This is a genomic window from Kocuria coralli, assembly GCF_008831305.1.
Taxonomy (GTDB): Bacteria; Actinomycetota; Actinomycetes; order Actinomycetales; family Micrococcaceae; genus Kocuria; species Kocuria coralli.
In genome coordinates, this window is the sequence record NZ_ML708617.1 from 80,904 (window position 1) to 101,101 (window position 20,198).

Genomic DNA, 20,198 nt, shown 5'->3' on the forward strand with positions numbered 1-20,198 from the left:
GGCTGCGCGGGGTCCGTAGGGTGGTCGCATGGACCTAGACATCGTGGCCTCGCTGTTCGTCATCGCGGTGGTCCTCGGCGTCCTGTGGGCGTCGGTCGCTATCCACGAACTCGGTCACTTCCTCGCGGGCCTGGCCGTCGGCGTGCCGCGGGAGGCCATGAGCGTCCGGCTGCGGAATCCGCCGCACGTCGCGCTGCTGGCACCGGACGACGGCGGCACCTGGCTCAGTCCCGATCACCCGGACTACGCCGAGACGTTCAGGGGCTACAACCCGTCCGAACGGGCGGCGTGGGTGTTCATCGCCGGGGGCTTCCTGGTCGAGACCTCCGCGGTGGTCGCGGTGGCCGGCCTGGTGCACGACCTCGGGACCCTGCCGGTCGTGCTGACCGGAGCCAGTACGGCCCTGGTGGTGTTCTACCTGGCCGCGGACCTCGTGCTGAGCACGGTGCGCAAACGCCCCTGCGGGGACGCCTCCGCGATGTGGCGGATCGCCCCCTCGTACACGGCGATCACGGTGATGACGATGCTGGCCATACGCCTCGGCGTGATCCTGCTCGTCCTGCCCGTCTGAGGGCCTCCCCTGAGCCCGATCAAGACGGCGGACGACAAGAGTTCACCTGGAGGTTCCCCTGTGGTCCACGGAACGGAAGGGGCGGGTGGTGGTGTGACACCATGACGATCATGACTACGCAGAAGAACGCCGGCAGCGACGACCGGCTGGAGAACACGGACCTGCTCGAAGACTACGAGGGCAACGACTACAAGGGCGACGACTACGACAACGCCGTCGAGACGCCGGAGTTCCTGCAGTCCGGGACCTCGCCCTTCCCAGAGCCGGACCGCGAGCCCGTGGGCAGCGACTGGGAGCTGGAGGAGGGCGTCAAGTACCTGATCGCCCTGGACGTCGACGGCACGCTGGTGGATCACGACGGCGTCATGTCCGGCGAGGTCAAGGAGGCGGCGCTGGCCGCGGCGGCCGCCGGCCACCACCTGGTGATCTCCACCGGCCGCTCCCGGGGCGCGACCCTGCCCGTGTGCGAGCAGCTCGGCCTGGAGACGGGTTTCGTCGTGTGCTCGAACGGCGGCATCACGCTCCAGCTGGATCCGGGCCTCCCCGACTACCACCAGGTCATCGACGCCGTGACCTTCAACCCGCGCTCGGCGCTCGACGCGCTGCGGGAGGCGCTGCCGACCGCCAAGTTCGCCCTGGAGACGGCGGAGGGGCACTTCTTCGCCACCGAGCGGTTCCAGGACCGCTCGTTCGGGATCCAGGCGATCGGCACCGACATCCACCAGCTCGCCGACCTGGACGCCGTACGGCTGGTGGTCTACAGCGCCGAGGACACCCCCGAGGGCTTCGCCCAGGCGATCGACGCCGCGGGGCTGCACGGCGTGGCCTACGCCGTCGGCTGGACGGCCTGGCTGGACGTCGCCGCCGCCGGGGTCTCCAAGGCCACCGCGCTCGAGCAGGTGCGCCGGTACCTCCGCGTCGACCCGGCGCACACCGTGGCGGTGGGGGACGGGCGCAACGACGTCGAGATGCTCGACTGGGCGGCCCGCGGCGTGGCGATGGGCCAGGCCCCGGACGAGGTGGTGGCCGCGGCCCGCGAGGTGACCAGCAGCGTCTACGCCGACGGAGCCGCGCGTATTCTCCGCAGCCTGGTCTGAAACCGGGCCGGCCGGTGAAACCCCGGCGAGTCGGAATATGAACAACCCCTCTGACTAGCGAAGACGGTTTAATTCCCCCGAATTCGGGGGAATTAAACCGATGATCAGTCAACTGTCGGCGTATGGTGGAAGTGATTCCGGGCACCACCCGGGGTGGCCTCGGGAGCCTGTCTCGGGTGCTGCGTCTGTCCGATACTCTTCCGACTGAGGGGCACCCTTCATGGACTATGTCGCTGAACGGTGGCAACAGATCGCTTTCGCCAGTTGGCAGCATTTCTCGCTGGTGGCCCAGTGCGTGATCCTGGCCACGGTGATCGCCGTGGCCCTGGCCATGGTCTGTTATCGCTCCGAACGCCTGCGTGAATTCGCCAACGGCCTGACCGCCGTGGGCCTGACCATTCCGTCCTTCGCCCTCATCGGGCTTCTGATCACTCCGCTCGGGTTCGGCGTGCTGCCGGCCGTCGTGGTGCTGACCTTCTACGCCATCCTGCCGATCCTGCGCAATGCCGTGGTGGGGCTGTCGTCGGTTCCCAGCGCCCTGGTCGAATCCGCCCGCGGCATCGGCATGAGCCGGACCGCCACGTTCTTCCGCGTGGAACTCCCCATGGCCTGGCCGGTGATCCTGACCGGTATGCGGATCTCCTCCCAGATGGTCATGGGCGTCGCCGCCATCGCCGCTTACGTCCTGGGTCCCGGCCTCGGCGGCCTGATCTTCTCCGGCCTGTCCCGGCAGGGCGGAGCCAATGCCCTCGCGTCCGTGGTCACGGCGGTTATCGGCGTGATCGTCGTCGCCATGATCCTGGACGCCATCCTCGCCCTGATCGGGCGGCTCACCATCTCAAGGGGTCTTCGTGTCTGAATCCACCATGTCATCCCAAGCATCCGCCGAAGGGCAGCAGAACGGCCAGGGAGCCGGCCAGGAGGTCACGGGCGTCCCGATCCTCCTGGACGGGGTCACCAAACAGTATGGCTCCAAGTCGGCACCGGCCGTGGACCACCTCACCCTGGAGATCCCCGCCGGATCCACCGTCATGTTCGTGGGACCGTCGGGCTGCGGCAAGACCACCACGATGAAGATGATCAACCGCCTCATCGAACCCACCGAGGGCTCGATCGTGATCGACGGCGAGGACGTCACCACCATGAACGGCGACGAGCTGCGCCGCCGGATGGGATACGTCATCCAGGCCGGCGGGCTGTTCCCCCACATGACGGTGGCCGCGAACATCGGGATGGTCCCCAAGATGCTGGGCTGGGACAAGCAGCGCATCGCCAGCCGCGTGGACGAGCTGCTCGAACTGGTCTCCCTGGACCCGGGCCAGTACCGGGACCGGTATCCCAAGCAGCTCTCGGGCGGCCAGCAGCAGCGCGTGGGCGTGGCCCGTGCCCTGGCCGCCGACCCGCCCGTCCTGCTCATGGACGAGCCGTTCGGCGCGGTGGATCCCATCACCCGGCAGCGGCTGCAGGAGGAGATGATCTCCATCCAGCAGGAGCTGAAGAAGACCATCGTGATCGTCACGCACGATATCGACGAGGCCGTGAAGCTCGGCGACTGGGTGGTGGTCTTCGACGAGGGCGCCCACATCCAGCAGTACGACAGCCCCGAACGGATCCTCTCGGATCCCGCGAACGACTTCGTCGCCGATTTCGTCGGCCGCGGCGCCGGGCTGAAGACCCTGGGCCTGGCCCGGGTGCACGAGGTCCCGCGGATGGAGGCCGTCGTCGTGACCCCGGAGCAGACCCCCGCCGAGGCGCTGCGCCAGGCCGAGGAATCGGGTCACGGGCACGTGCTGGTCCTGGACAAGCAGCAGCGCCCCATCGCCTGGCCGAGCGTGGAGCAGCTGCGCCGGGCCGAGAAGCTGCCCCACATCCACGAGGAGAACCTGCCCGTCGTGGGCACGGGCGCCACCCTGGAGGACGCCCTGGACACCATGCTCGTCAGCCGCGCCGGCGCCGCCCTGGTCGTCGGTGCCCGCGGCCGGTTCGAAGGGGTCGTCGACCTGGACACGGTCATGGAGACGCTGCGCGACCGGCGTGCTGGGGAGAATCAGCCGAAGGCGCCCGTGGGGACCAACGACGAGGACATCACGCTCGAACGCTCCCCGGAGACAGGGGAGATCACGATCGTCCCCAGCGGTGGTGGGGCGCGATGACCACGACTGCCAATGCCGAGAGCACGGCGGAGACCACCAACCGGAGCGGCCTGCGGGTGGACCGCGGAAGCCTCCGCTCCCTGATCCTCTATCCCGTCATCCTCCTGGCGATCCTGGGCCTCCTGATCCTGTGGCTGCTGACGGCGGATCTGACCAACACCGAGCGGGTCACGCTGGCCCCGGGCGAGCTGTGGACGATGACCAAGCAGCATCTGTGGCTCACCCTGGTGGCGACGGTGATCGTCCTGGTGGTCGCGATCCCCCTGGGGGTGCTGCTGACCCGCAAGCCCTTCCGGCCCTTCAAGGGATTCATCTCGGGAGTCGCGAACTTCGGCCAGGCGGCACCGGCCGTCGGCCTGATCGTGCTGTTCGCGACCTGGATCGGCTACGGGCCCACCGCCGCCATCGCGGCCCTCGTGGTCTACGCGGTGCTGCCGGTGCTGGCCAACACCATGGCCGGGCTGGACGCGGTGGACAAGTCCCTCATCGAGGCCGGTCGCGGCATGGGCATGTCCGCCTGGGCCGTCCTGTGGCGGATCGAGCTGCCCCTGGCCGTGCCCCTGATGCTGGCCGGCGTGCGCACCGCTCTGGTCCTGGTGGTCGGCACGGCCACTCTGGGTACCTTCATCAACGCAGGCGGCCTGGGTCTTCTCATCACCACCGGCGTGAACCTGGACCTGTCCCGCGTTCTGATCACCGGGTCGATCCTGGTCGCGCTCCTGGCGCTCACCGTGGACTGGGTGGGCCGAGTGGTGGAGCACATCGCAAGGCCCCGTGGATTGTGAGGAAGCAGGCTATGAGAAAACGACGTCCCACCCGTTTCACCGCAGCTTCCGCCGTCCTGGGCGCGGGGTTGCTGACCGTCACCGGATGCGGGCTCCAGTCCTCATCCGGGTACACGCCCGCCTTCGAGCAGGGCTCGATCGAGGAGATCGACGGCGCGGAGTCCACCACCGTACGCGTGGTGTCCAAGAACTTCTCCGAGCAGCTCATCCTGGGCAAGATCATGGTCCTGGCCGCTGAGGCCGCCGGCTTCGACACCCGCGACATGACGAACGTGCCCGGTTCGCAGCCGGCTCGCCGGATGATGCTCAACCACGAGGCGGACATCTCCATCGAGTACACCGGCACCGCCTGGCTGACCTACATGGGCCACGAGGAGGGCATCCCCGACAGCCAGGAGCAGTGGCAGGCCGTGCACGACGAGGACCTGGAGAACGGGCTGGTCTGGGGTGCTCCCGGTCCGTTCAACAACACCTACGCCTTCGCCGTCCGCCATGACTACGCGGAGGAGCACAACCTGACCAGGCTCTCCGACATCCACAACCTCCCCGAGGAGGAGCGGACCTTCTGCGTGGAGTCGGAGTTCAACTCCCGGGCCGACGGCATGACCCCTATGCTCGAGCACTACGGCCTGGACCGCGGCTCCGAGGTCCCGGACGGCAACATCGGCATGTACGACACCGGTTCGATCTACAACGCCACCGCCGAGGGCGCCTGCAACTTCGGTGAGGTGTTCACCACCGACGGGCGCATCCTGGCCCTGAACCTCACCGTGCTGGAGGACGACGAGCAGTACTTCCCCGCCTACAACGGCTCCCCGGTCTTCAACGAGGAGCTGCTGGACGAATACCCCGAGCTGGAGGAGGCCATCGCCCCCATCATCGCCAGGCTCGACAACGAGACCCTGCAGCGGCTCAACGCGAAGGTGGACGTCGACGGCGAGGAGCCCGCCGACGTGGCCTTCGAATGGATGGTCGAGGAAGGCTTCATCTCAGAACCGAACTGAGTCCGCCGACCTGGACCCGGGCGACGTGAGCCCGTCGGGTTCAGCCGGTGCGGGGCCAGAACCGGGGCTCGATGTCGATCGAGCGCGCGATCAGCTCGTCCTCGAGGGATTCCCGGCAGATCAGGGGAAGGCGCAGGGAGCCGGGCCGCTCGAACTCGTCGAAGCACGCCCCGAGCTCGGCGAAGCCGCGACGGTACCGGGCGAGCTCCATGGCCAGCAGCCGGATCTCGGCCAGGTCCTCCAGCGAGGCCAGCACCCAGAACGAGTCCTGGTCCATGAGCTGGAACAGCCCCACCGAGCCCTCGCCCCGCGCCGTGTCCGCGCCGCCGAAGGACGGCCGGCACAGCCAGCCGCCGGGCTGCTCGATCCGGGCCCCCTCGACCAGGGGCAGGATGGGGGCGACGGGATCGTACTCCCAGCAGCGCGCGGCGGAGAGCCACTCCGGCGGCGAGGGGACGGTGATGGGGGAGTCGTCGGAGGGCCAGGGGGCGTCGTCGAACGCGGAGGCGTGGACGTGCTCCCAGAAACCGGTCATGGGCAGGTCCACGGAGACGCTGTTGAGCAGCACCCCGTCCAGGTGCATCGTGCCCGTCCCAGAGACCGTGGTGGTCGTGGGGACGTCGGAGCGGGTGAGCATGCGATCCAGCTCGGCCAGGTGGAACGGCTCCCCCAGGACCACGGTGCGCCCCTGGTACTCGAGGACGTAGGGCACCCGCCGGGGAACCTCGTCGGAACGAGTCATGGCTTCCGGTCACCTCCCGGGCGGATCGCCGCGGGCCGCTGGTCAGCCCTGCAGTGCTTGCCCACACTCAACCACAGCCGACTGACAGCACACCGGATACGCGGGAACCCGCACCGGCCGGTGCGGGTTCCCGGAACGTCCCCGCAAAGAGCGGGGTGCGGAGGAGTCAGTCCTTCTGCTCGGCCTCTGCCGCGGAATCGTAGTGCGAGGCCTCGAAACGCTCCTGCGCCTCGCGGACCAGGCGCTCGGCCTCGTCCTTGCCGGCCCAGCCCTCGCCCTTGACCCACTTGTTGGGCTCCAGGTCCTTGTAGCGCTCGAAGAAGTGCTGGATCTCCTTCTGCTTGAACTCGTCGATGTCCTCCAGGCCCTGGATGTGGTCGTAGCGCTTGTCGGTGGAGACGCACAGCACCTTCGCATCGCCGCCGGCCTCGTCGGTCATGTTGAAGACCGCGATCGGGCGGGCCTCCACGATCACGCCGGGCATGATCTCGACGTCGAGCAGGACCATGGCATCCAGCGGGTCGCCGTCCTCGCCCAGGGTGTCCTCGAAGTAGCCGTAGTGGGTGGGGTAGCCCATCGAGGTGAACAGCACGCGATCCAGCCGGATGCGTCCCGTTTCATGATCGATCTCGTACTTCACCCGTGATCCCTTGGGGATTTCGATGGTGACATCCATCTCCATGGCTGCTCCTTTGTTCTGGTCCTAGGCGATCTGGTCATAGGCTCCGCGGATCGGCTCCGCGATCTGCGCAAGGTCCGGTGACGCGGTGCCCCTGCACGGGCGCGATCGGCGCGAATTCTGGGCCAAGCCTAACGGTCACCGGGCGGACGTGCTGTGCGTAGCTGGAAAACCCGGTGTTTCACGGCACAATGGGGGGCGTGCCGAGACGCGACCAGCCCCCCGAAGACCGCGTGCCGACACCGGGCCCCGATGCGCGCGCAGTCCCGGTGCGGCGGCGCCTGCTCGTGGGCCTCTACCTCCTGCTGGCGGCCGCGGTGGCGGTCAGCCTGATCGTGCTGGGCCCCGGCATCGTCCGCGGGCTCGGGGATCCCGGGGACGAGGGGCCTGCGGAGCGGTCCGTCACGGGCGCCGCTCCCGAGGCACCCGAGGGGGAGGCCGCCCTGACCGGGGAGACCATCGAGGGAATCGACCGGGCTCTGGACGACTCCACGGCGACCGCCACGAGCGCCGTCGTCGTCGACCCCGCGACGGGCGACCGGCTCTATACCCGCGACGACGGGGCCGAGATGATCCCGGCGTCCAACCAGAAGATCATGACGGAACTGTCCCTGCTCCACCACGCCGGTCCGCAACGGCGGCTGGCCACGACCGTGGTGGAGGGGAGCTCCCCGGGGCACCTGGTCCTGGTGGCCGGCGGCGACACCCTGCTCGGAGAGGGCGAGAGCGATCCGGACGCCGTCGTGGGCCGCGCGGGGCTAGCGACCCTGGCAGCCCGCACGGCCGAGACCATGACGGGCGACCGGCTGGCCGAGGAGACCGGGGAGCAGATCACGGTGGACGTCGACACCAGCATCTTCGAGGGCCCCGAGCTCAACGACACCTGGCTGCCGGGGGATATCGCCGCGGACGAGATCGGCCCGATCGCCCCCCTCGCCATCGGATCCCATGCACTGCCCGGCGCGGAGGAAGGGGACAGCAGGGGACACGACACCGACGCCGCGGGCGGGGCGGCCGACGTCTTCGCGCAGCGCCTCCAGGAGGAACTGTGGGAGCGCTCGGGCCGGGACGTCTCGGTCACCACCGGGGAGCGGACGGAGACCGGCGCGGATCCCTCGCTACCGGCCGATCGGCAGCCGGGGCCCACGGAGCTGGCGCGCGTGGAGTCCGCGCCCCTGGTGGAGCAGGCCACGGTCATGATGAACGACTCCGACAACCGGCTCGCCGAGGCCCTGGGCCGGGTGGCGGCCGACGCGGCGGGGCACCCCGGAAGCGTCGACGGCGCCCGGGCCGCCATGCGGGAGGCCCTGACCGAGAGCCTGGGCCGCGACGTCGTGGAGCGCGACGGCGTGGTGCTCGCCGACTGCTCCGGGATGTCGCCCGAGAACCGGGTGACGGCCCGCGTGCTGGGCGAGGTCCTGCTGCACGCGGCCCGGGACACGACGGGGCGCTACGCGCCCATGATCTCCACGTTCCCTGTCAGCGGACATTCCGGAACGCTCGAGGACAGGTTCGACGACCGCGACGAGGCGGCCGCCCGGGGCGTGGCGAGGGCGAAGACGGGGACGCTGCGGGGCGTGACCGCCCTGTCGGGCCAGGTCATCACGCAGAACGGGCAGCCATTGATCGCCGTCGTGCTCCTGGGGGAGGTGGGCGATCCCGCCGCTGCGACCGACGGCGCGGACCGGGTCTTCGCCGGGCTGGCCCGGCAGTGACCGGCCGGCTCACAGCCGCTCCTGAGCGGACTGTGATTGCATGAGGAGCATGAGTACGCCAGAGCTCGCCGAGAGCACGCCCGCCGGGAAAGAGTCCGGACTGATCCAATGGGATCTCGCCGCGAGGATCGCGGCCAGGACCGTGCCCGCGGGTCCCACCCCGCCGGCCCGGGCGATGCAGGAGGCCGTGGCCTCCATGCGGCACTACGCCGAGGCCTCCGTGGACCACGTCCACGAGATCTCCGGCCTGGACGCCGCCCGGAACCTGCGCGACGCCCCGGTGGTCGTGGTGGACCGCGCCGGATGGTCCGCCGCGAACGCCGCGACCTTCCAGGCGCTGCTCGAGCCGGCCATGGCGGAGCTCGAGCAGTCCTACCGGCAGCGGGGACGCGCCCCCGGTGAGGTGACGCAATGGATCGGGAGCCGGGCCACGGCGGCCGAGGCGGGTGCGCTCCTGGGCTTCCTCTCCACCAAGGTGCTGGGGCAGTACGACCCCTATGCCGGGCTCGCATCCCCGCAGGCCGCGCGGCGGCACCCGGGCGGGCGGCTCATGATCGTGGCGCCCAATGTCATGCTGGTCGAGCGGGAGCTGAACGTGGACCCCGACGACTTCCGTTTGTGGGTCTGCCTCCACGAGCAGACGCACCGCGTCCAGTTCGCCGCGGCCCCCTGGCTGCGCGACCATATGGCGGAGACCATCCGGGAGCTCTCGACCTCCATGACCGGTGATCTCGACCAGATCAAGGCTCGGCTGAGCCGTGCCGCGGCCGCAGTGGGCGGGCAGATGACGGGCCGGTCGGCGCATAAGGCCGACGAGGATCTCCTGGGCCCGGTCTCGGCCGTGCTCGGGCAGAGGGAGCGCGAGCTGATGTCCACGGCGGTGGCCACGATGTCGCTGCTGGAGGGCCACGCCAACTGGGTCATGGACAACGTCGACGCGTCCGTGGTGTCCTCCGTCAAGACCATCCGGCGGCGCTTCGACCGCCGACGCGATCTCCACGGTCCCGTCCAGCGACTGCTCCGGAAGGTCCTGGGCCTGGACGCGAAGGCCAGGCAGTACGTCCAGGGACAGCACTTCGTGACCGAGGTGGTGCGCATGGCGGGCAGGGACGGCTTCAACACCGTCTGGGAGTCCCCGGCGCACCTGCCCAGCGAGCGGGAGATCCTCGACCCGGCTGCCTGGGTGGACAGGGTGCTGTCCCGGTGAGACCCGGCCGGCCGCCTCCAGAGGGAGGTGACCGGATGAACCCATCGCCTCCAGCCAGTTCCCTGCGTCCTCCCAGGTTCCGGCGTACCCGCTCATGACCATTCGCCGGGGCCCTGTGACACAATTGCAAATGTGACTTCGGAGAACATCGAACAGCAGATCCAGCTCTACGGACAGCCTCTCTCAGAGCGTTTCGGCGCCGTGGTCAACGCCTACAGCATCACGCAGCGCCGCCTGGCGGAGGTCCTGGGGCTGTCCGCTCCGATGCTCTCTCAGCTCAACTCCGGCCGGCGCATCAAGATCGGCAACCCGGCCGTCTACGAACGCCTGGTCATGCTCGAGCAGCGCGTCGGAACCACGGACATCGATGCCACGCTGAACGCGGTCGAGCAGTCCCAGCCGGTGCTGACCACCACCCAGATCCAAGCCGGGATCCACGGCGAGACCAATGCGGTCTCCGCCCTCGCCTCGGTGATTCCCGCCCCCGAGCTGCGGCACGCCGTGGACGCCCTGGGGGAGTCGGCGCCCACCCTGGTCAAGGTCCTGGGGCTGGCCCTCCAGGACTCGGAGAACCACGGCAACGGCGTCAACTGACCGGTTGCCGGCCGTGAACCCCGCCGGCCCGCGATCGGGCCGTGGTACGCCATGACGCAGTTCGGCCGCCGCGGGCGCCTGCTGCCCCAGGTGTCGATGGCCCGCAGGGCCGTCGAGAGCTGCCTGACGGACTCCCTGGGCCGCGCGCCGCAGCCGGAGGACCTGCTCCTGATCGGGCTCTCGGGCGGCCCGGATTCGCTGGCCCTGGCGGCCGCCGCCGCGCATTTCTCCAGGCGACGGCGCTTCCGGGTGGGTGCGGTCGTCGTCGACCACCAGCTCCAGGAGGGTTCCGCGGAGGTGGCCCGAACCGCCGCCGGCCAGGCGCGAGCGCTGGGCCTGGAACCCGTGGAGGTCCGCACCGTCGTCGTCGAGCGGGACGGGGACGGGCTGGAGGCCGCCGCCCGTGCCGTCCGGTACGCCGCCCTGGGGCGGGCGGTCCGCGCCCACGGTGCGCACGGTGTGGCGCTGGGGCATACCCGCGACGATCAGGCGGAGACCGTGCTGCTGGGCCTCGCCCGGGGCTCCGGCACGCGCTCGCTGGGCGGCATGGCCCCGGTCTGCGACCGGGACGGGCTGCGGCTGATGCGCCCCCTCCTGTCGATGACACGGGAGGACACGGTGGCCATCTGCGATGCCGAGCAGATGACGCCCTGGACGGATCCCACGAACGCCGATCAATCGCTGATGCGGGCTAAGGTGCGGCACACCGTCCTGCCCTTCCTGGAACGCGAGCTCGGCCCCGGGGTGGGAGCCTCGCTGGCCCGTTCCGCCGCGATCCTGGGCCCGGACGCCGGGCTCCTGGAGGACCAGGCCGGGGACCTGCTGGACCGGGCGCAGCAGCAGGCGGCGCTGGACGTGGCGCACGGGGTCGTGCAGCCGGTCGCCCCGGGCGCGACCGCCCTGTCCCTGAGGAGCCTGCAGGAGGCCCCGGAGCCCTTGAGCAGGCGTGCGCTGGCCATGGCCTGCGTCCGGGTCGGAGGCGAGCCGGTGTCCTTCGAGAGGCTCAACGCACTGGGCGCCCTGGCGGCGGGAAGGGGTGAGGCCGGGCCCATCGAAATGGCGGGTAAGGTGTCCGTGTACAGGCGTCGTGCCATCCGAACCCGCGGCGTGAGCGGTGAGTCAGGTCTGCCGCGCAGCCGGGGAATCCTGGAACTTCGCCCAACGGTTTGACGGCGACCATCTGGTCAGCCATCCCCACGATTAGGAGCATCGTGAAGTCCGAGGACGTTTCAGGCGATCTCAGGGAAGTTCTCTATACCAAGGAAGACATCGATGCGCGGGTCGCGGAGCTGGCCGCGGCCGTCGACGCGGACTACCAGGGCCGGGACGTCCTGCTCGTGGGCGTCCTCAAGGGCGCGCTCATGATCATGGCCGACCTCTCCCGGGCCCTGTCGGGGCAGTACCCCATGGACTGGATGGCCGTCTCGTCCTACGGCTCCGGCACCAAGTCCTCCGGCGTGGTGCGCATCCTCAAGGACCTGGACACGGACCTCACGGGCCGGGACGTTCTGATCGTCGAGGACATCATCGACTCCGGCCTGACCCTGTCCTGGCTCAAGACCAACCTTCAGTCCCGTGGCGCCAGTTCCGTGGAGGTCTGCGCGCTGCTGCGCAAGCCGGAGGCGCTGAAGGTCGAGATCGACGTCAAGTACGTCGGCTGGGACATCCCCAACGAGTTCGTCGTGGGCTACGGCCTGGACTGGGCCGAGCAGTACCGCAACCTGGACTGCATCGCGGTACTGTCCGAGCACGTCTACTCCTGACCGCCGCCGTCCCCGGCACCCGCGCCGGGGGAGCACCCGGCCGACGTCCCGGAACTGGTATTTGCCGGGGAATGTGTCCGCCACGGGGTGAACGGCGACACTCCGGCTCTGACTGAGCCTGAGCGGCGCGTTACATTGACACATCGACTCATCCGGCTCTGCTCAAGAGCGGACCGGGATCAGGTTCGCATCGTGCGAGAGAGGACCATCGGCTTTGGCCACCGCTAAAAAGAAACCGGGCTTCTTCGGGGGGCCCTTCTTCTGGATTCTCCTCGCCCTGCTCGTGCTGATCCCGGTGATCACCACGCTGACCTCGAACGAGGGCAGCCGCGTCGACACCAACGTCGGCCTCCAGCTGCTGCAGGACAACCAGGCCACCGAGGCCAAGATCTACGACGGCGAACAGCGCGTGGAGCTGACACTGTCCGACGACTACTCCGCGAACGGCCACGACTACGGCCGCAACGTCGAGTTCTACTACGTCGAGCCGCGCGGCGACGACGTCGTGCAGGCGGTCGACAACGCCGGGCTGGACAGCTACACGGATCAGCCCGTGCAGAACAACTGGCTGCTGTCCATGCTCCAGTTCCTCCTGCCGTTCCTGATCATCCTGGCCATCTTCTGGTTCATCTTCGCCCGGATGCAGGGCGGCGGCTCGCAGCTCATGAAGTTCGGCCGCTCGAAGGCCAAGCAGTTCGACAAGGACAACCCGCAGGTCACCTTCGCCGACGTCGCCGGCGCGGACGAGGCCGTCCAGGAGCTGGACGAGATCAAGCAGTTCCTGGTCGAACGCGACCGCTTCACGGCCCTGGGCGCCTCCGTACCCAAGGGCGTCCTGCTCTACGGCCCTCCCGGCACCGGCAAGACCCTGCTCGCGAAGGCCGTCGCCGGTGAGGCCTCCGTCCCGTTCTTCTCCATCTCCGGCTCGGACTTCGTGGAGATGTTCGTGGGCGTGGGCGCCTCCCGCGTGCGCGACCTCTTCCAGACCGCCAAGGAGAACGCCCCCGCGATCATCTTCGTGGACGAGATCGACGCCGTCGGCCGCCAGCGCGGCGCCGGCATGGGCGGCGGCAACGACGAGCGCGAGCAGACCCTGAACCAGCTCCTGGTGGAGATGGACGGCTTCGACGCCAATACCAACATCATCCTGATCGCGGCCACCAACCGCCCGGACGTCCTGGACCCGGCGCTGCTGCGGCCGGGGCGTTTCGACCGCCAGATCGGCGTCGAGGCCCCGGACATGAAGGGCCGCGAGCAGATCCTGCGGGTGCACGCGCAGGGCAAGCCGCTGCACGAGTCCGTGGACCTCGCCTCGGTGGCCAAGCGCACCCCGGGGTTCACCGGCGCGGAGCTGGCCAACGTGATGAACGAGGCCGCCCTGCTCACCGCGCGGTCCCACGCGCAGCTGATCGACGACCGGGCCGTCGACGAGGCGATCGACCGCGTGATCGCGGGCCCGCAGAAGCGCTCGCGCCTGATGAAGGAGCACGAGCGCAAGGTCACCGCCTACCACGAGGGCGGCCACGCCCTGGTGGCCGCGGCACTGCGCAACACCGACCCGGTCACCAAGATCACGATCCTGCCCCGCGGCCGGGCCCTGGGCTACACGATGGTCATGCCGGCCGACGACAAGTACTCGACCACCCGTAACGAGCTGCTCGACCAGATGGCCTACGCCATGGGCGGTCGCGCGGCCGAGGAGATCGTGTTCAAGGACCCGTCGTCGGGAGCCGCGAACGACATCCAGAAGGCCACGGACACCGCGCGGAACATGGTCACCCAGTTCGGCATGTCCACGCTCGTCGGCTCCGTCAAGCTCGGCGGCAACGACTCCGAGCCCTTCATGGGGCGCGGCGGCATGGAGGAACGCGGCTACTCGGAGGCGACCGCCGCGATCGTCGACGCCGAGGTGCGCGCGCTGCTGGAGAACGCCCAGGACGAGGCGCACCGGATCCTGATCGAGAACCGCGAGGTCCTGGACCGGCTCGCCCTGGAGTTGCTCGAGAAGGAGACCCTGAACGAGGCCGAGATCGCCGGGATCTTCGAAGGCATCGCGCGCCAGCCCGAGCGCGGGCACTGGATCTCGAACGAGGGCCGCGAGACCTCGGACCTCCCGCCGGTGACCACCACGCGGGAGAAGGAGGAGCTCGAGCAGGCCTCCGAGGAGGAGCGCAAGCAGTTCGAGCGCCTGCCCGGCGAGGGCGAGCCCGAGGAGAACCCGCAGGGCCCCGAGGACACCGAGGACCGCGCCGGTGAACCCGCCGGGCAGGCCCCGACGCCCGGTGCGGATCACGGAGGCGGCCAGCAGACCCCCTGGCACCGCCCGCACGGCGGTCAGGAAGGCGACGACCGGGACGACGACCGCACGGACGACCACCGGGACAGGCCATGATCGATCAGCCCCGTATCGAAGCCGCGGTCCGCGAGATCCTGGCGGCCATCGGCGAGGACCCTGAGCGGGAAGGCCTCCAGGACACCCCGCAGCGGGTGGCCCGCGCCTACGAGGAGATGTTCTCCGGGATGGCCATGGAGGCGGAGGACGTGCTGGCCACGACCTTCGACATCGGCCACTCCGAGATGGTGCTGGTCAAGGACATCCCCTTCTACTCCACCTGCGAGCACCACCTGGTGCCGTTCCACGGCCAGGCCCACATCGGCTACATCCCCGGCTCCGGCGGCCGCGTGACCGGGCTGTCCAAGCTGGCGCGGCTCGTGGACGTCTACGCCAAGCGCCCCCAGGTGCAGGAACGGCTGACCACTCAGATCGTGGACGCCCTGGTGAGCCACCTGCAGGCAGCAGGAGCGATCGTGGTGCTGGAATGCGAGCACCTGTGCATGTCCATGCGGGGCGTCCGCAGGCCCGGGGCGAAGACCGTGACCTCGGCCGTGCGCGGTCAGCTGCACGACCCGGCCACGCGCGCGGAAGCGATGAGCCTGATACTCGGCAAGTGAGACCATCCGGGCGCGATGCCTGACCGCAGGCGCGTGGCCGGCCCGGACCAGACCCGGAAGGTGAGGCGCCCATGACCCGCCACCCACAGCCCCCGGCCAGCGCGGGCAGCGTACCGTCGACCACCGGCCTGGGCTGGGGCGGCTGGGAGGACCTGCCGGCGGGGCGCACCCTGATCATGGGCGTCCTGAACGTCACCCCGGACTCGTTCTCCGACGGGGGCCTGCACGAGTCCCATCGCGCGGCGATCGACCACGGCCTCCTGCTGGCCCGGCAGGGCGCCGACATGGTCGACGTGGGCGGGGAATCGACCAGGCCCGGGTCGACGCGCGTGGACCCGGCCGAGGAGAGACGGCGGATCCTCCCGGTCGTCCGCGAGCTCGCCGACGCCGGGATCGTCGTGACGGTGGACACCATCAACGCCTCCACGGCGCGGGCGGCGCTGGACGCCGGGGCGCACTGCGTCAACGACGTCTCCGGGGTCTCGGTCACGGACGACATGGTCCGGCTGGTGGCCGAACGGCAGGCGCCGTACATCCTGATGCACTCACGCGGCAACCCGGGGACCATGGACTCCCTGGCCGTCTACGACGATCTGGTCGGCGACGTGCTGCGGGAGTCCACGGAGGTGGCCGAGCGTTTCCTATCCGCTGGCCTGGACCCGGCCCGGCTGGTACTGGACCCGGGCCTGGGCTTCGCCAAGGGCGGGCAGCAGGACTGGGAGCTTCTCCAGGCCCTGCCGCGGTTCGTCGCCACGGGCTACCCGGTCCTGGTGGCGGCCTCGCGCAAGCGGTTCGTGGGCAACCTCCTGGCCGACCGCGGCGTGCCCCGCCCGGTCGAGCAGCGCGACCTCGCCACGGCGGCCATCTCCGCCCTCGCCGCCGACCGGGGGGCCTGGGCCGTGCGGGTGCACGACGTCCCCGCGAGCGTTGACACGGTGGCCGTCGCCCACGCCTGGCGCGGTGTCCGGCCACCGGTCCTGCGCCCCGCCGATCGTCCCGGAACCACGGAAGGCCAGGCATGACCACGATGTCCCAGCACGACGACGCGAACCGGGGCGGAGGGACCCTTCCAGGGCCCGGGCCGGACAGGATCACCCTGACGGGAGTCACCGGCAGGGGCTTCCACGGCGTGCTCGCGGAGGAGAAGCGAGACGGACAGCCCTTCATCGTGGACGCTGTGATGTACCTGGACCTCAGGCCGGCGGGACGGACGGACGACCTGAGCCGCACGGTGCACTACGGCGAGATCGCCGAGCTGATCCATCACGAGATCGAATCGAGACCTGTGGAGCTGATCGAGACCTTGGCTGATCGCACCGCACGGCTCATCCTGGAGAGGTACCCGTCAGTCGATCGCGTGGACTTGACCGTCAACAAACCCGAGGCGCCCATCACCGTTCCGTTCGGCAATGTGGCTGTCTCGGTCAGCAGGGAGCGAGAACCATGAGGCACGCCATCATCGCGCTGGGATCCAACCTGGGGGACCGGGCCGAACTGCTCCGGGCGGCGCTCGGAGACCTGCGGGCGGCGGAGGGCGTGGAGGTCCTGGACGCCTCGCCCGTCGTCGTCACCCGCCCCGTGGGCGGCCCCGAGGGGCAACCGGACTTCCTCAACGCCGTCGTCAAGATCCGGACCACCCTCGGTCCCTTCGAGATGCTGCAGCTCTGCCAGGCCATCGAGGACGCCCACGACCGGACCCACGACATCGAGTGGGGCCCGCGCACCGTGGACCTCGACATCATCGACTTCGGCGGGCTGAGCATGGACGAGCCCACCCTCACGCTGCCGCACCCCCGCGCCGCCGGACGGGCGTTCGTCCTGGTGCCCTGGGCCATGATGGACCCGGAGGCGCGCCTCGGGGGACGGCGGGTCCGGGAGCTCGCGCAGGAGGCGGACGACCTCCCGGGCATCTCCCCGCGCACCCACCCGCCGCTGATCGACCCGTCGGAGCTGCCCCATCACGACGGCGGCGGTCGCGTCCCGGAGGGCCTGCGGCCATGGCTCCAGCCGCCGGCGGAGCGCCCATGAAGTACCTGAGCCTGCGCCTCCTGCTGCTCCTGGCCGCGCTGTCCTTCACGGCCAGCTGGGCCGCGGGAATGCTGTCCGCGCGGCTGGGAGGACCGCTGCTCTCCTTGCCCTGGGCGGCCGGGATCGCGCTGCTGGTGGAGGCGGCGGTGCTGCTGATCGTGGGACTCAAGATCCGCAAGATCCGCGACGGGGACCGCGAGGTCCGCTTGGACCGCACCTGGGGTGCTGTGACAGCATCGCTGGCGCAGGCCAATGCCGTGGTGGGCGCCATGCTCGCCGGCTGGCACGGACTGCTCGTGGTCAGCCAGCTGACCTTGCTGTCCGTCCGGTCCCATCACGGACCGCTGTGGCTGGCCATCGGCATGACCGTCATCGGCGTCGTGCTCTGCGTGATCGGGTGGATCGTGGAGGGCTTCTGCCGGCTGCCGCCCGAGGACGACGACGAAGCCGGCGGCTCCTCGGGACGGACCCGTCCGCGGCCCGCGCAGGAAGGCGGGATGGCCCGCACCCGAGACAATCCCCCTGCCCACCACCGTGAACTGGAGGTCTCCCCGGATGAGTGACCCATCCGATCTGCTCACTCCGCTGCGCCCGGACGACCCGGCCGCTCGCCCCGACTCCTCACCGGGACAGGGCCAGTGGAAGGGCATCAGCCGTCGTTACATCCCGGTCCGGTTGATCAACGAGGTGATCGGAGGGGTGTTCATGCTCGCCGCCACCGGCTGGCCCGTGGTGCTCAAGCTCCTCGGCCCCTTCTCCGGCGCCTCGTGGTGGTGGCTGCTGCCCTGGCCGGCGCTCGTGCTGGTGATCACCCTGGTCAACATCATCCTGACCCCCCGACGCGTGCGCGCCCATTGCTACCGCGAGGACCCCGATGAGTTCCTGGTCCGAAAGGGCCTGCTGGTGCGCCGGCTCGTCGTGGTCCCCTACGGCCGGATGCAGTACGTGGACGTGAACTCGGGGCCCCTCCTGCGGGCCTTCGGCCTCGCGGAGATCACCCTGCACACCGCCTCCCCCCAGACCGACACCAAGGTGCCGGGGGTCACGGCCGAGGAGGCCAACAGGTTGCGCGAACACCTCACGGAGCGCGGCGAAGATCGCCTGATCGAGCTGTGAGCGCCCAGGACCGGACCAGCCTCGACGCCGAGCGCGCTGACCTCCAGGGGCCCGGACCCGAGGACCGGACGGCGCCCCCGGAGGTCGAGGACGAGGGCTCCTGGCACCGGATGCACCCGCTCAGCCCCCTGGCGCGCGGCTGGATCGCCATGGTCGTCGTCATCGGCGCGTGGATGAACACGGTCGTCAACGGGCTCGTGGGCGACTTCACGGGCGACGACGGCGAGCCGGACCCGTCGTCGGACCCTCCTGCGATCCTCGACTTCTTCCTGGGCCTGCCCGAATGGGTCTTCTACGGGTCGATGGCCGCCATCGGCGCGATCATCGCGGCCCTCGGCGCCCTCTACGTGTGGTGGTTCACGCGGTACCAGGTCACGGAAACCCACGTGCGCCTGCGCACCGGCCTGGTCTTCCGGCAGGAGCGGCAGACCCGGCTGGACCGGGTCCAGGCGCTTGATATCCATCGCCCGCTGGTGCCCCGGATCCTGGGGCTGGCCGAGCTTCGGTTCGAGGTGGCCGACGCGGGGGAGACCTCCGTGACGCTGCGGTACCTCAAGCACGACCACGCGAGACGGCTCCGCAAGGAACTGCTCGGGGCCATCGGCCCCGGTGGGAAAGGCGGTGCGAGGGCTGGTGCGAAGGGCGCGGTGGCATCGGGCACGCCCTCGCCGGGCACCGACCAGGAGGCCGGGAGCACGGCCGAGGAGAACGAGGAGGAGCTGCTCCTCTCGCTGCCGTTGCGGCGGGTGGTGCTGGCCCGCCTGCTGACCGTCTCCTTCATCGTCCTGACGGTGCTGGCCGTGGCCGCGGTGGTCCTGAGCTTCGTGTTCCCGGAGGTGATCCTCCCGATGCTGCTGGGTTTCATCCCTACCGTCCTGGCCCTGGGCGGCACGTTGCTCAAGGCCCTGGAGATCAGCTGGAGCTTCAAGATGTACCGCACCCCCGAGGGCCTGCGGCTGCGCTACGGACTGATCAACAAGACCTCCCAGACCGTGCCGACCGGGCGCATCCAGGCGCTGGCCGTCTACCGCCCCCTGCTCTGGCGCAAGGCCGGATGGTCGCTCGTGCACGTCAACGTGGCGGGATACGGGGGAGAGGCCGGCGGCGATTCCGCGGGCAACCGCTCGGTGCTGCTGCCCGTCGCCACCGACGGCGACCTGAACGTGCTCTTCCGCGAGGGCCTGCGCATCCCGCACAGCGACGACCTGACCGGCCTGGTGCTCGAGGGCCTCATGGGAGAGGGCGACGATGCGTCCCGCTTCGTCTCCTCCCCGGAACGGGTCAAGTGGGTCGCTCCGATCGTGCGCCGGCGTTACGGCTATGCGGTGACCGACCGGATGCTGCTGGCCCGCGGCGGGCGCGCCTATCGGCAGTGCTGCGTGATTCCCCACAACAAGCTGCAGTCCATCGGGGTGAGCCGGGGCCCCGTCGCCCGCCGGCTGGATCTGGCGGACGTCTCCCTGCACTCGATCGTGGGCGCCGTGCGCCCCACGATCTACCGGATGGACTTCGCGGACGCCCAGGCGTTCGTGGCCCGGCAGCTGGAACGCGGTCGCTCGGCCCCTGTGGTCGAGGCACTGACGGAATCCCCGGCGTCGCCCTCGGACGGCCCGGCATCTCCGGCGGGCGACCTCCCGGCGCTTCCCTGGGACCGGCCGCGAGCGGAGCACCCTGCCCGGACCGAGCAGTCGCTCCCCGGCCCGGCTGAGGCCTCGCACCGGCCGGCCCCCGCCTACGGAGCGCCGGGCGTGCCGCCCGGTCTGCGTCGGCCGGGCGCATCCTCCTGACCGGT

Annotated in this window: 21 protein-coding genes; 19 read left to right on the forward strand and 2 right to left on the reverse strand. The window is 70.2% G+C overall.

Annotated features, from left to right (window positions below):
* The first annotated feature begins 28 nt into the window (after window positions 1-28).
* The 6 genes from FCK90_RS08310 to FCK90_RS08335 all read left to right on the forward strand — a co-directional run bounded on the left by FCK90_RS08310 (window position 29) and on the right by FCK90_RS08335 (window position 5,610).
* Window positions 29-571, forward strand: coding sequence for a hypothetical protein (locus tag FCK90_RS08310; protein ID WP_158033846.1), 543 nt, complete (start codon window positions 29-31; stop codon window positions 569-571).
* A 110-nt stretch (window positions 572-681) separates the two neighbouring features.
* Window positions 682-1,668: an HAD family hydrolase gene (locus FCK90_RS08315; protein ID WP_158033847.1), complete on the forward strand. Its 987-nt coding sequence runs from the start codon at window positions 682-684 to the stop codon at window positions 1,666-1,668.
* A gap of 220 nt (window positions 1,669-1,888) precedes the next feature.
* Window positions 1,889-2,527 carry an ABC transporter permease gene (locus FCK90_RS08320; protein WP_158033848.1) on the forward strand — a complete coding sequence of 213 codons (639 nt, stop codon included), beginning with the start codon at window positions 1,889-1,891 and terminating at the stop codon, window positions 2,525-2,527.
* A gap of 7 nt (window positions 2,528-2,534) precedes the next feature.
* Complete coding sequence (locus tag FCK90_RS08325) at window positions 2,535-3,821, forward strand: betaine/proline/choline family ABC transporter ATP-binding protein (RefSeq protein WP_158033913.1); 1,287 nt, start codon at window positions 2,535-2,537, stop codon at window positions 3,819-3,821.
* The gene (locus FCK90_RS08330) at window positions 3,818-4,606 is read left to right on the forward strand and encodes an ABC transporter permease (RefSeq protein WP_158033849.1); all 789 of its coding nucleotides are present in this window, start codon (window positions 3,818-3,820) and stop codon (window positions 4,604-4,606) included. The genes FCK90_RS08325 and FCK90_RS08330 overlap by 4 nt, the downstream gene beginning before the upstream one ends.
* Before the next feature lie 11 nt (window positions 4,607-4,617).
* Window positions 4,618-5,610 (forward strand): glycine betaine ABC transporter substrate-binding protein, encoded by a 993-nt coding sequence (locus tag FCK90_RS08335; protein ID WP_158033851.1) that lies wholly within the window; start codon window positions 4,618-4,620, stop codon window positions 5,608-5,610.
* Window positions 5,611-5,650: 40 nt separating this feature from the next.
* Here the strand turns inward: FCK90_RS08335 and FCK90_RS08340 are convergent, their stop codons facing one another.
* Together FCK90_RS08340 and FCK90_RS08345 are read right to left on the reverse strand one after the other, a co-directional pair.
* Entirely contained in the window at window positions 5,651-6,352 is a 702-nt protein-coding gene (locus FCK90_RS08340; RefSeq protein ID WP_158033852.1) for a hypothetical protein, read from the reverse strand.
* Between the two features lie 166 nt (window positions 6,353-6,518).
* Window positions 6,519-7,034, reverse strand: coding sequence for an inorganic diphosphatase (locus FCK90_RS08345; RefSeq protein ID WP_158033853.1), 516 nt, complete (start codon window positions 7,032-7,034; stop codon window positions 6,519-6,521).
* 197 nt (window positions 7,035-7,231) lie between these two features.
* Between FCK90_RS08345 and dacB the strand changes: the two genes are divergently transcribed.
* The 13 genes from dacB to FCK90_RS08410 all read left to right on the forward strand — a co-directional run bounded on the left by dacB (window position 7,232) and on the right by FCK90_RS08410 (window position 20,193).
* Window positions 7,232-8,746, forward strand: coding sequence for a D-alanyl-D-alanine carboxypeptidase/D-alanyl-D-alanine endopeptidase (gene dacB, locus FCK90_RS08350; protein WP_181954245.1), 1,515 nt, complete (start codon window positions 7,232-7,234; stop codon window positions 8,744-8,746).
* Window positions 8,747-8,795: 49 nt separating this feature from the next.
* Window positions 8,796-9,953 carry a zinc-dependent metalloprotease gene (locus FCK90_RS08355; protein WP_158033857.1) on the forward strand — a complete coding sequence of 386 codons (1,158 nt, stop codon included), beginning with the start codon at window positions 8,796-8,798 and terminating at the stop codon, window positions 9,951-9,953.
* Between the two features lie 132 nt (window positions 9,954-10,085).
* Complete coding sequence (locus tag FCK90_RS08360; RefSeq protein ID WP_158033858.1) at window positions 10,086-10,547, forward strand: DNA-binding protein; 462 nt, start codon at window positions 10,086-10,088, stop codon at window positions 10,545-10,547.
* Between the two features lie 51 nt (window positions 10,548-10,598).
* Window positions 10,599-11,717 (forward strand): tRNA lysidine(34) synthetase TilS, encoded by a 1,119-nt coding sequence (gene tilS, locus FCK90_RS08365; protein WP_158033859.1) that lies wholly within the window; start codon window positions 10,599-10,601, stop codon window positions 11,715-11,717.
* Between the two features lie 41 nt (window positions 11,718-11,758).
* Window positions 11,759-12,310, forward strand: a complete 552-nt coding sequence (gene hpt / locus FCK90_RS08370) for a hypoxanthine phosphoribosyltransferase (RefSeq protein WP_158033860.1) — start codon at window positions 11,759-11,761, stop codon at window positions 12,308-12,310.
* Window positions 12,311-12,524: 214 nt separating this feature from the next.
* Window positions 12,525-14,702, forward strand: a complete 2,178-nt coding sequence (ftsH, locus tag FCK90_RS08375) for an ATP-dependent zinc metalloprotease FtsH (protein WP_246180097.1) — start codon at window positions 12,525-12,527, stop codon at window positions 14,700-14,702.
* Complete coding sequence (gene folE / locus FCK90_RS08380; protein WP_158033861.1) at window positions 14,699-15,262, forward strand: GTP cyclohydrolase I FolE; 564 nt, start codon at window positions 14,699-14,701, stop codon at window positions 15,260-15,262. Before ftsH ends, folE begins: the two co-directional genes overlap by 4 nt.
* 71 nt (window positions 15,263-15,333) lie before the next feature.
* Window positions 15,334-16,284 carry a dihydropteroate synthase gene (folP, locus tag FCK90_RS08385; RefSeq protein ID WP_158033862.1) on the forward strand — a complete coding sequence of 317 codons (951 nt, stop codon included), beginning with the start codon at window positions 15,334-15,336 and terminating at the stop codon, window positions 16,282-16,284.
* Window positions 16,285-16,289: 5 nt separating this feature from the next.
* Window positions 16,290-16,709: a dihydroneopterin aldolase gene (gene folB, locus FCK90_RS08390; protein WP_158033914.1), complete on the forward strand. Its 420-nt coding sequence runs from the start codon at window positions 16,290-16,292 to the stop codon at window positions 16,707-16,709.
* Complete coding sequence (folK, locus tag FCK90_RS08395; RefSeq protein ID WP_158033863.1) at window positions 16,706-17,290, forward strand: 2-amino-4-hydroxy-6-hydroxymethyldihydropteridine diphosphokinase; 585 nt, start codon at window positions 16,706-16,708, stop codon at window positions 17,288-17,290. The genes folB and folK overlap by 4 nt, the downstream gene beginning before the upstream one ends.
* Complete coding sequence (locus FCK90_RS08400) at window positions 17,287-17,853, forward strand: DUF3180 domain-containing protein (RefSeq protein WP_181954246.1); 567 nt, start codon at window positions 17,287-17,289, stop codon at window positions 17,851-17,853. Before folK ends, FCK90_RS08400 begins: the two co-directional genes overlap by 4 nt.
* A complete protein-coding gene (locus tag FCK90_RS08405) occupies window positions 17,846-18,406 on the forward strand; it encodes a PH domain-containing protein (protein WP_158033865.1) in 561 nt (186 codons plus the stop codon). Before FCK90_RS08400 ends, FCK90_RS08405 begins: the two co-directional genes overlap by 8 nt.
* Window positions 18,403-20,193, forward strand: coding sequence for a PH domain-containing protein (locus tag FCK90_RS08410; RefSeq protein ID WP_158033866.1), 1,791 nt, complete (start codon window positions 18,403-18,405; stop codon window positions 20,191-20,193). The genes FCK90_RS08405 and FCK90_RS08410 overlap by 4 nt, the downstream gene beginning before the upstream one ends.
* Window positions 20,194-20,198 lie beyond the last annotated feature (5 nt).

Coding starts and splice junctions, on each gene's coding strand:
- FCK90_RS08340 (WP_158033852.1), bottom strand. CDS start 6,352: ATGACTCGTTCCGACGAGGTTCCCCGGCGGGTGCCCTACGTCCTCGAG.
- FCK90_RS08315 (WP_158033847.1), top strand. CDS start 682: ATGACTACGCAGAAGAACGCCGGCAGCGACGACCGGCTGGAGAACACG.
- tilS (WP_158033859.1), top strand. CDS start 10,599: ATGACGCAGTTCGGCCGCCGCGGGCGCCTGCTGCCCCAGGTGTCGATG.
- FCK90_RS08335 (WP_158033851.1), top strand. CDS start 4,618: ATGAGAAAACGACGTCCCACCCGTTTCACCGCAGCTTCCGCCGTCCTG.
- folE (WP_158033861.1), top strand. CDS start 14,699: ATGATCGATCAGCCCCGTATCGAAGCCGCGGTCCGCGAGATCCTGGCG.
- FCK90_RS08325 (WP_158033913.1), top strand. CDS start 2,535: ATGTCATCCCAAGCATCCGCCGAAGGGCAGCAGAACGGCCAGGGAGCC.
- FCK90_RS08310 (WP_158033846.1), top strand. CDS start 29: ATGGACCTAGACATCGTGGCCTCGCTGTTCGTCATCGCGGTGGTCCTC.
- FCK90_RS08330 (WP_158033849.1), top strand. CDS start 3,818: ATGACCACGACTGCCAATGCCGAGAGCACGGCGGAGACCACCAACCGG.
- FCK90_RS08405 (WP_158033865.1), top strand. CDS start 17,846: ATGAGTGACCCATCCGATCTGCTCACTCCGCTGCGCCCGGACGACCCG.
- folP (WP_158033862.1), top strand. CDS start 15,334: ATGACCCGCCACCCACAGCCCCCGGCCAGCGCGGGCAGCGTACCGTCG.
- folK (WP_158033863.1), top strand. CDS start 16,706: ATGAGGCACGCCATCATCGCGCTGGGATCCAACCTGGGGGACCGGGCC.
- folB (WP_158033914.1), top strand. CDS start 16,290: ATGTCCCAGCACGACGACGCGAACCGGGGCGGAGGGACCCTTCCAGGG.
- FCK90_RS08355 (WP_158033857.1), top strand. CDS start 8,796: ATGAGTACGCCAGAGCTCGCCGAGAGCACGCCCGCCGGGAAAGAGTCC.
- FCK90_RS08345 (WP_158033853.1), bottom strand. CDS start 7,034: ATGGAGATGGATGTCACCATCGAAATCCCCAAGGGATCACGGGTGAAG.
- FCK90_RS08400 (WP_181954246.1), top strand. CDS start 17,287: ATGAAGTACCTGAGCCTGCGCCTCCTGCTGCTCCTGGCCGCGCTGTCC.
- FCK90_RS08320 (WP_158033848.1), top strand. CDS start 1,889: ATGGACTATGTCGCTGAACGGTGGCAACAGATCGCTTTCGCCAGTTGG.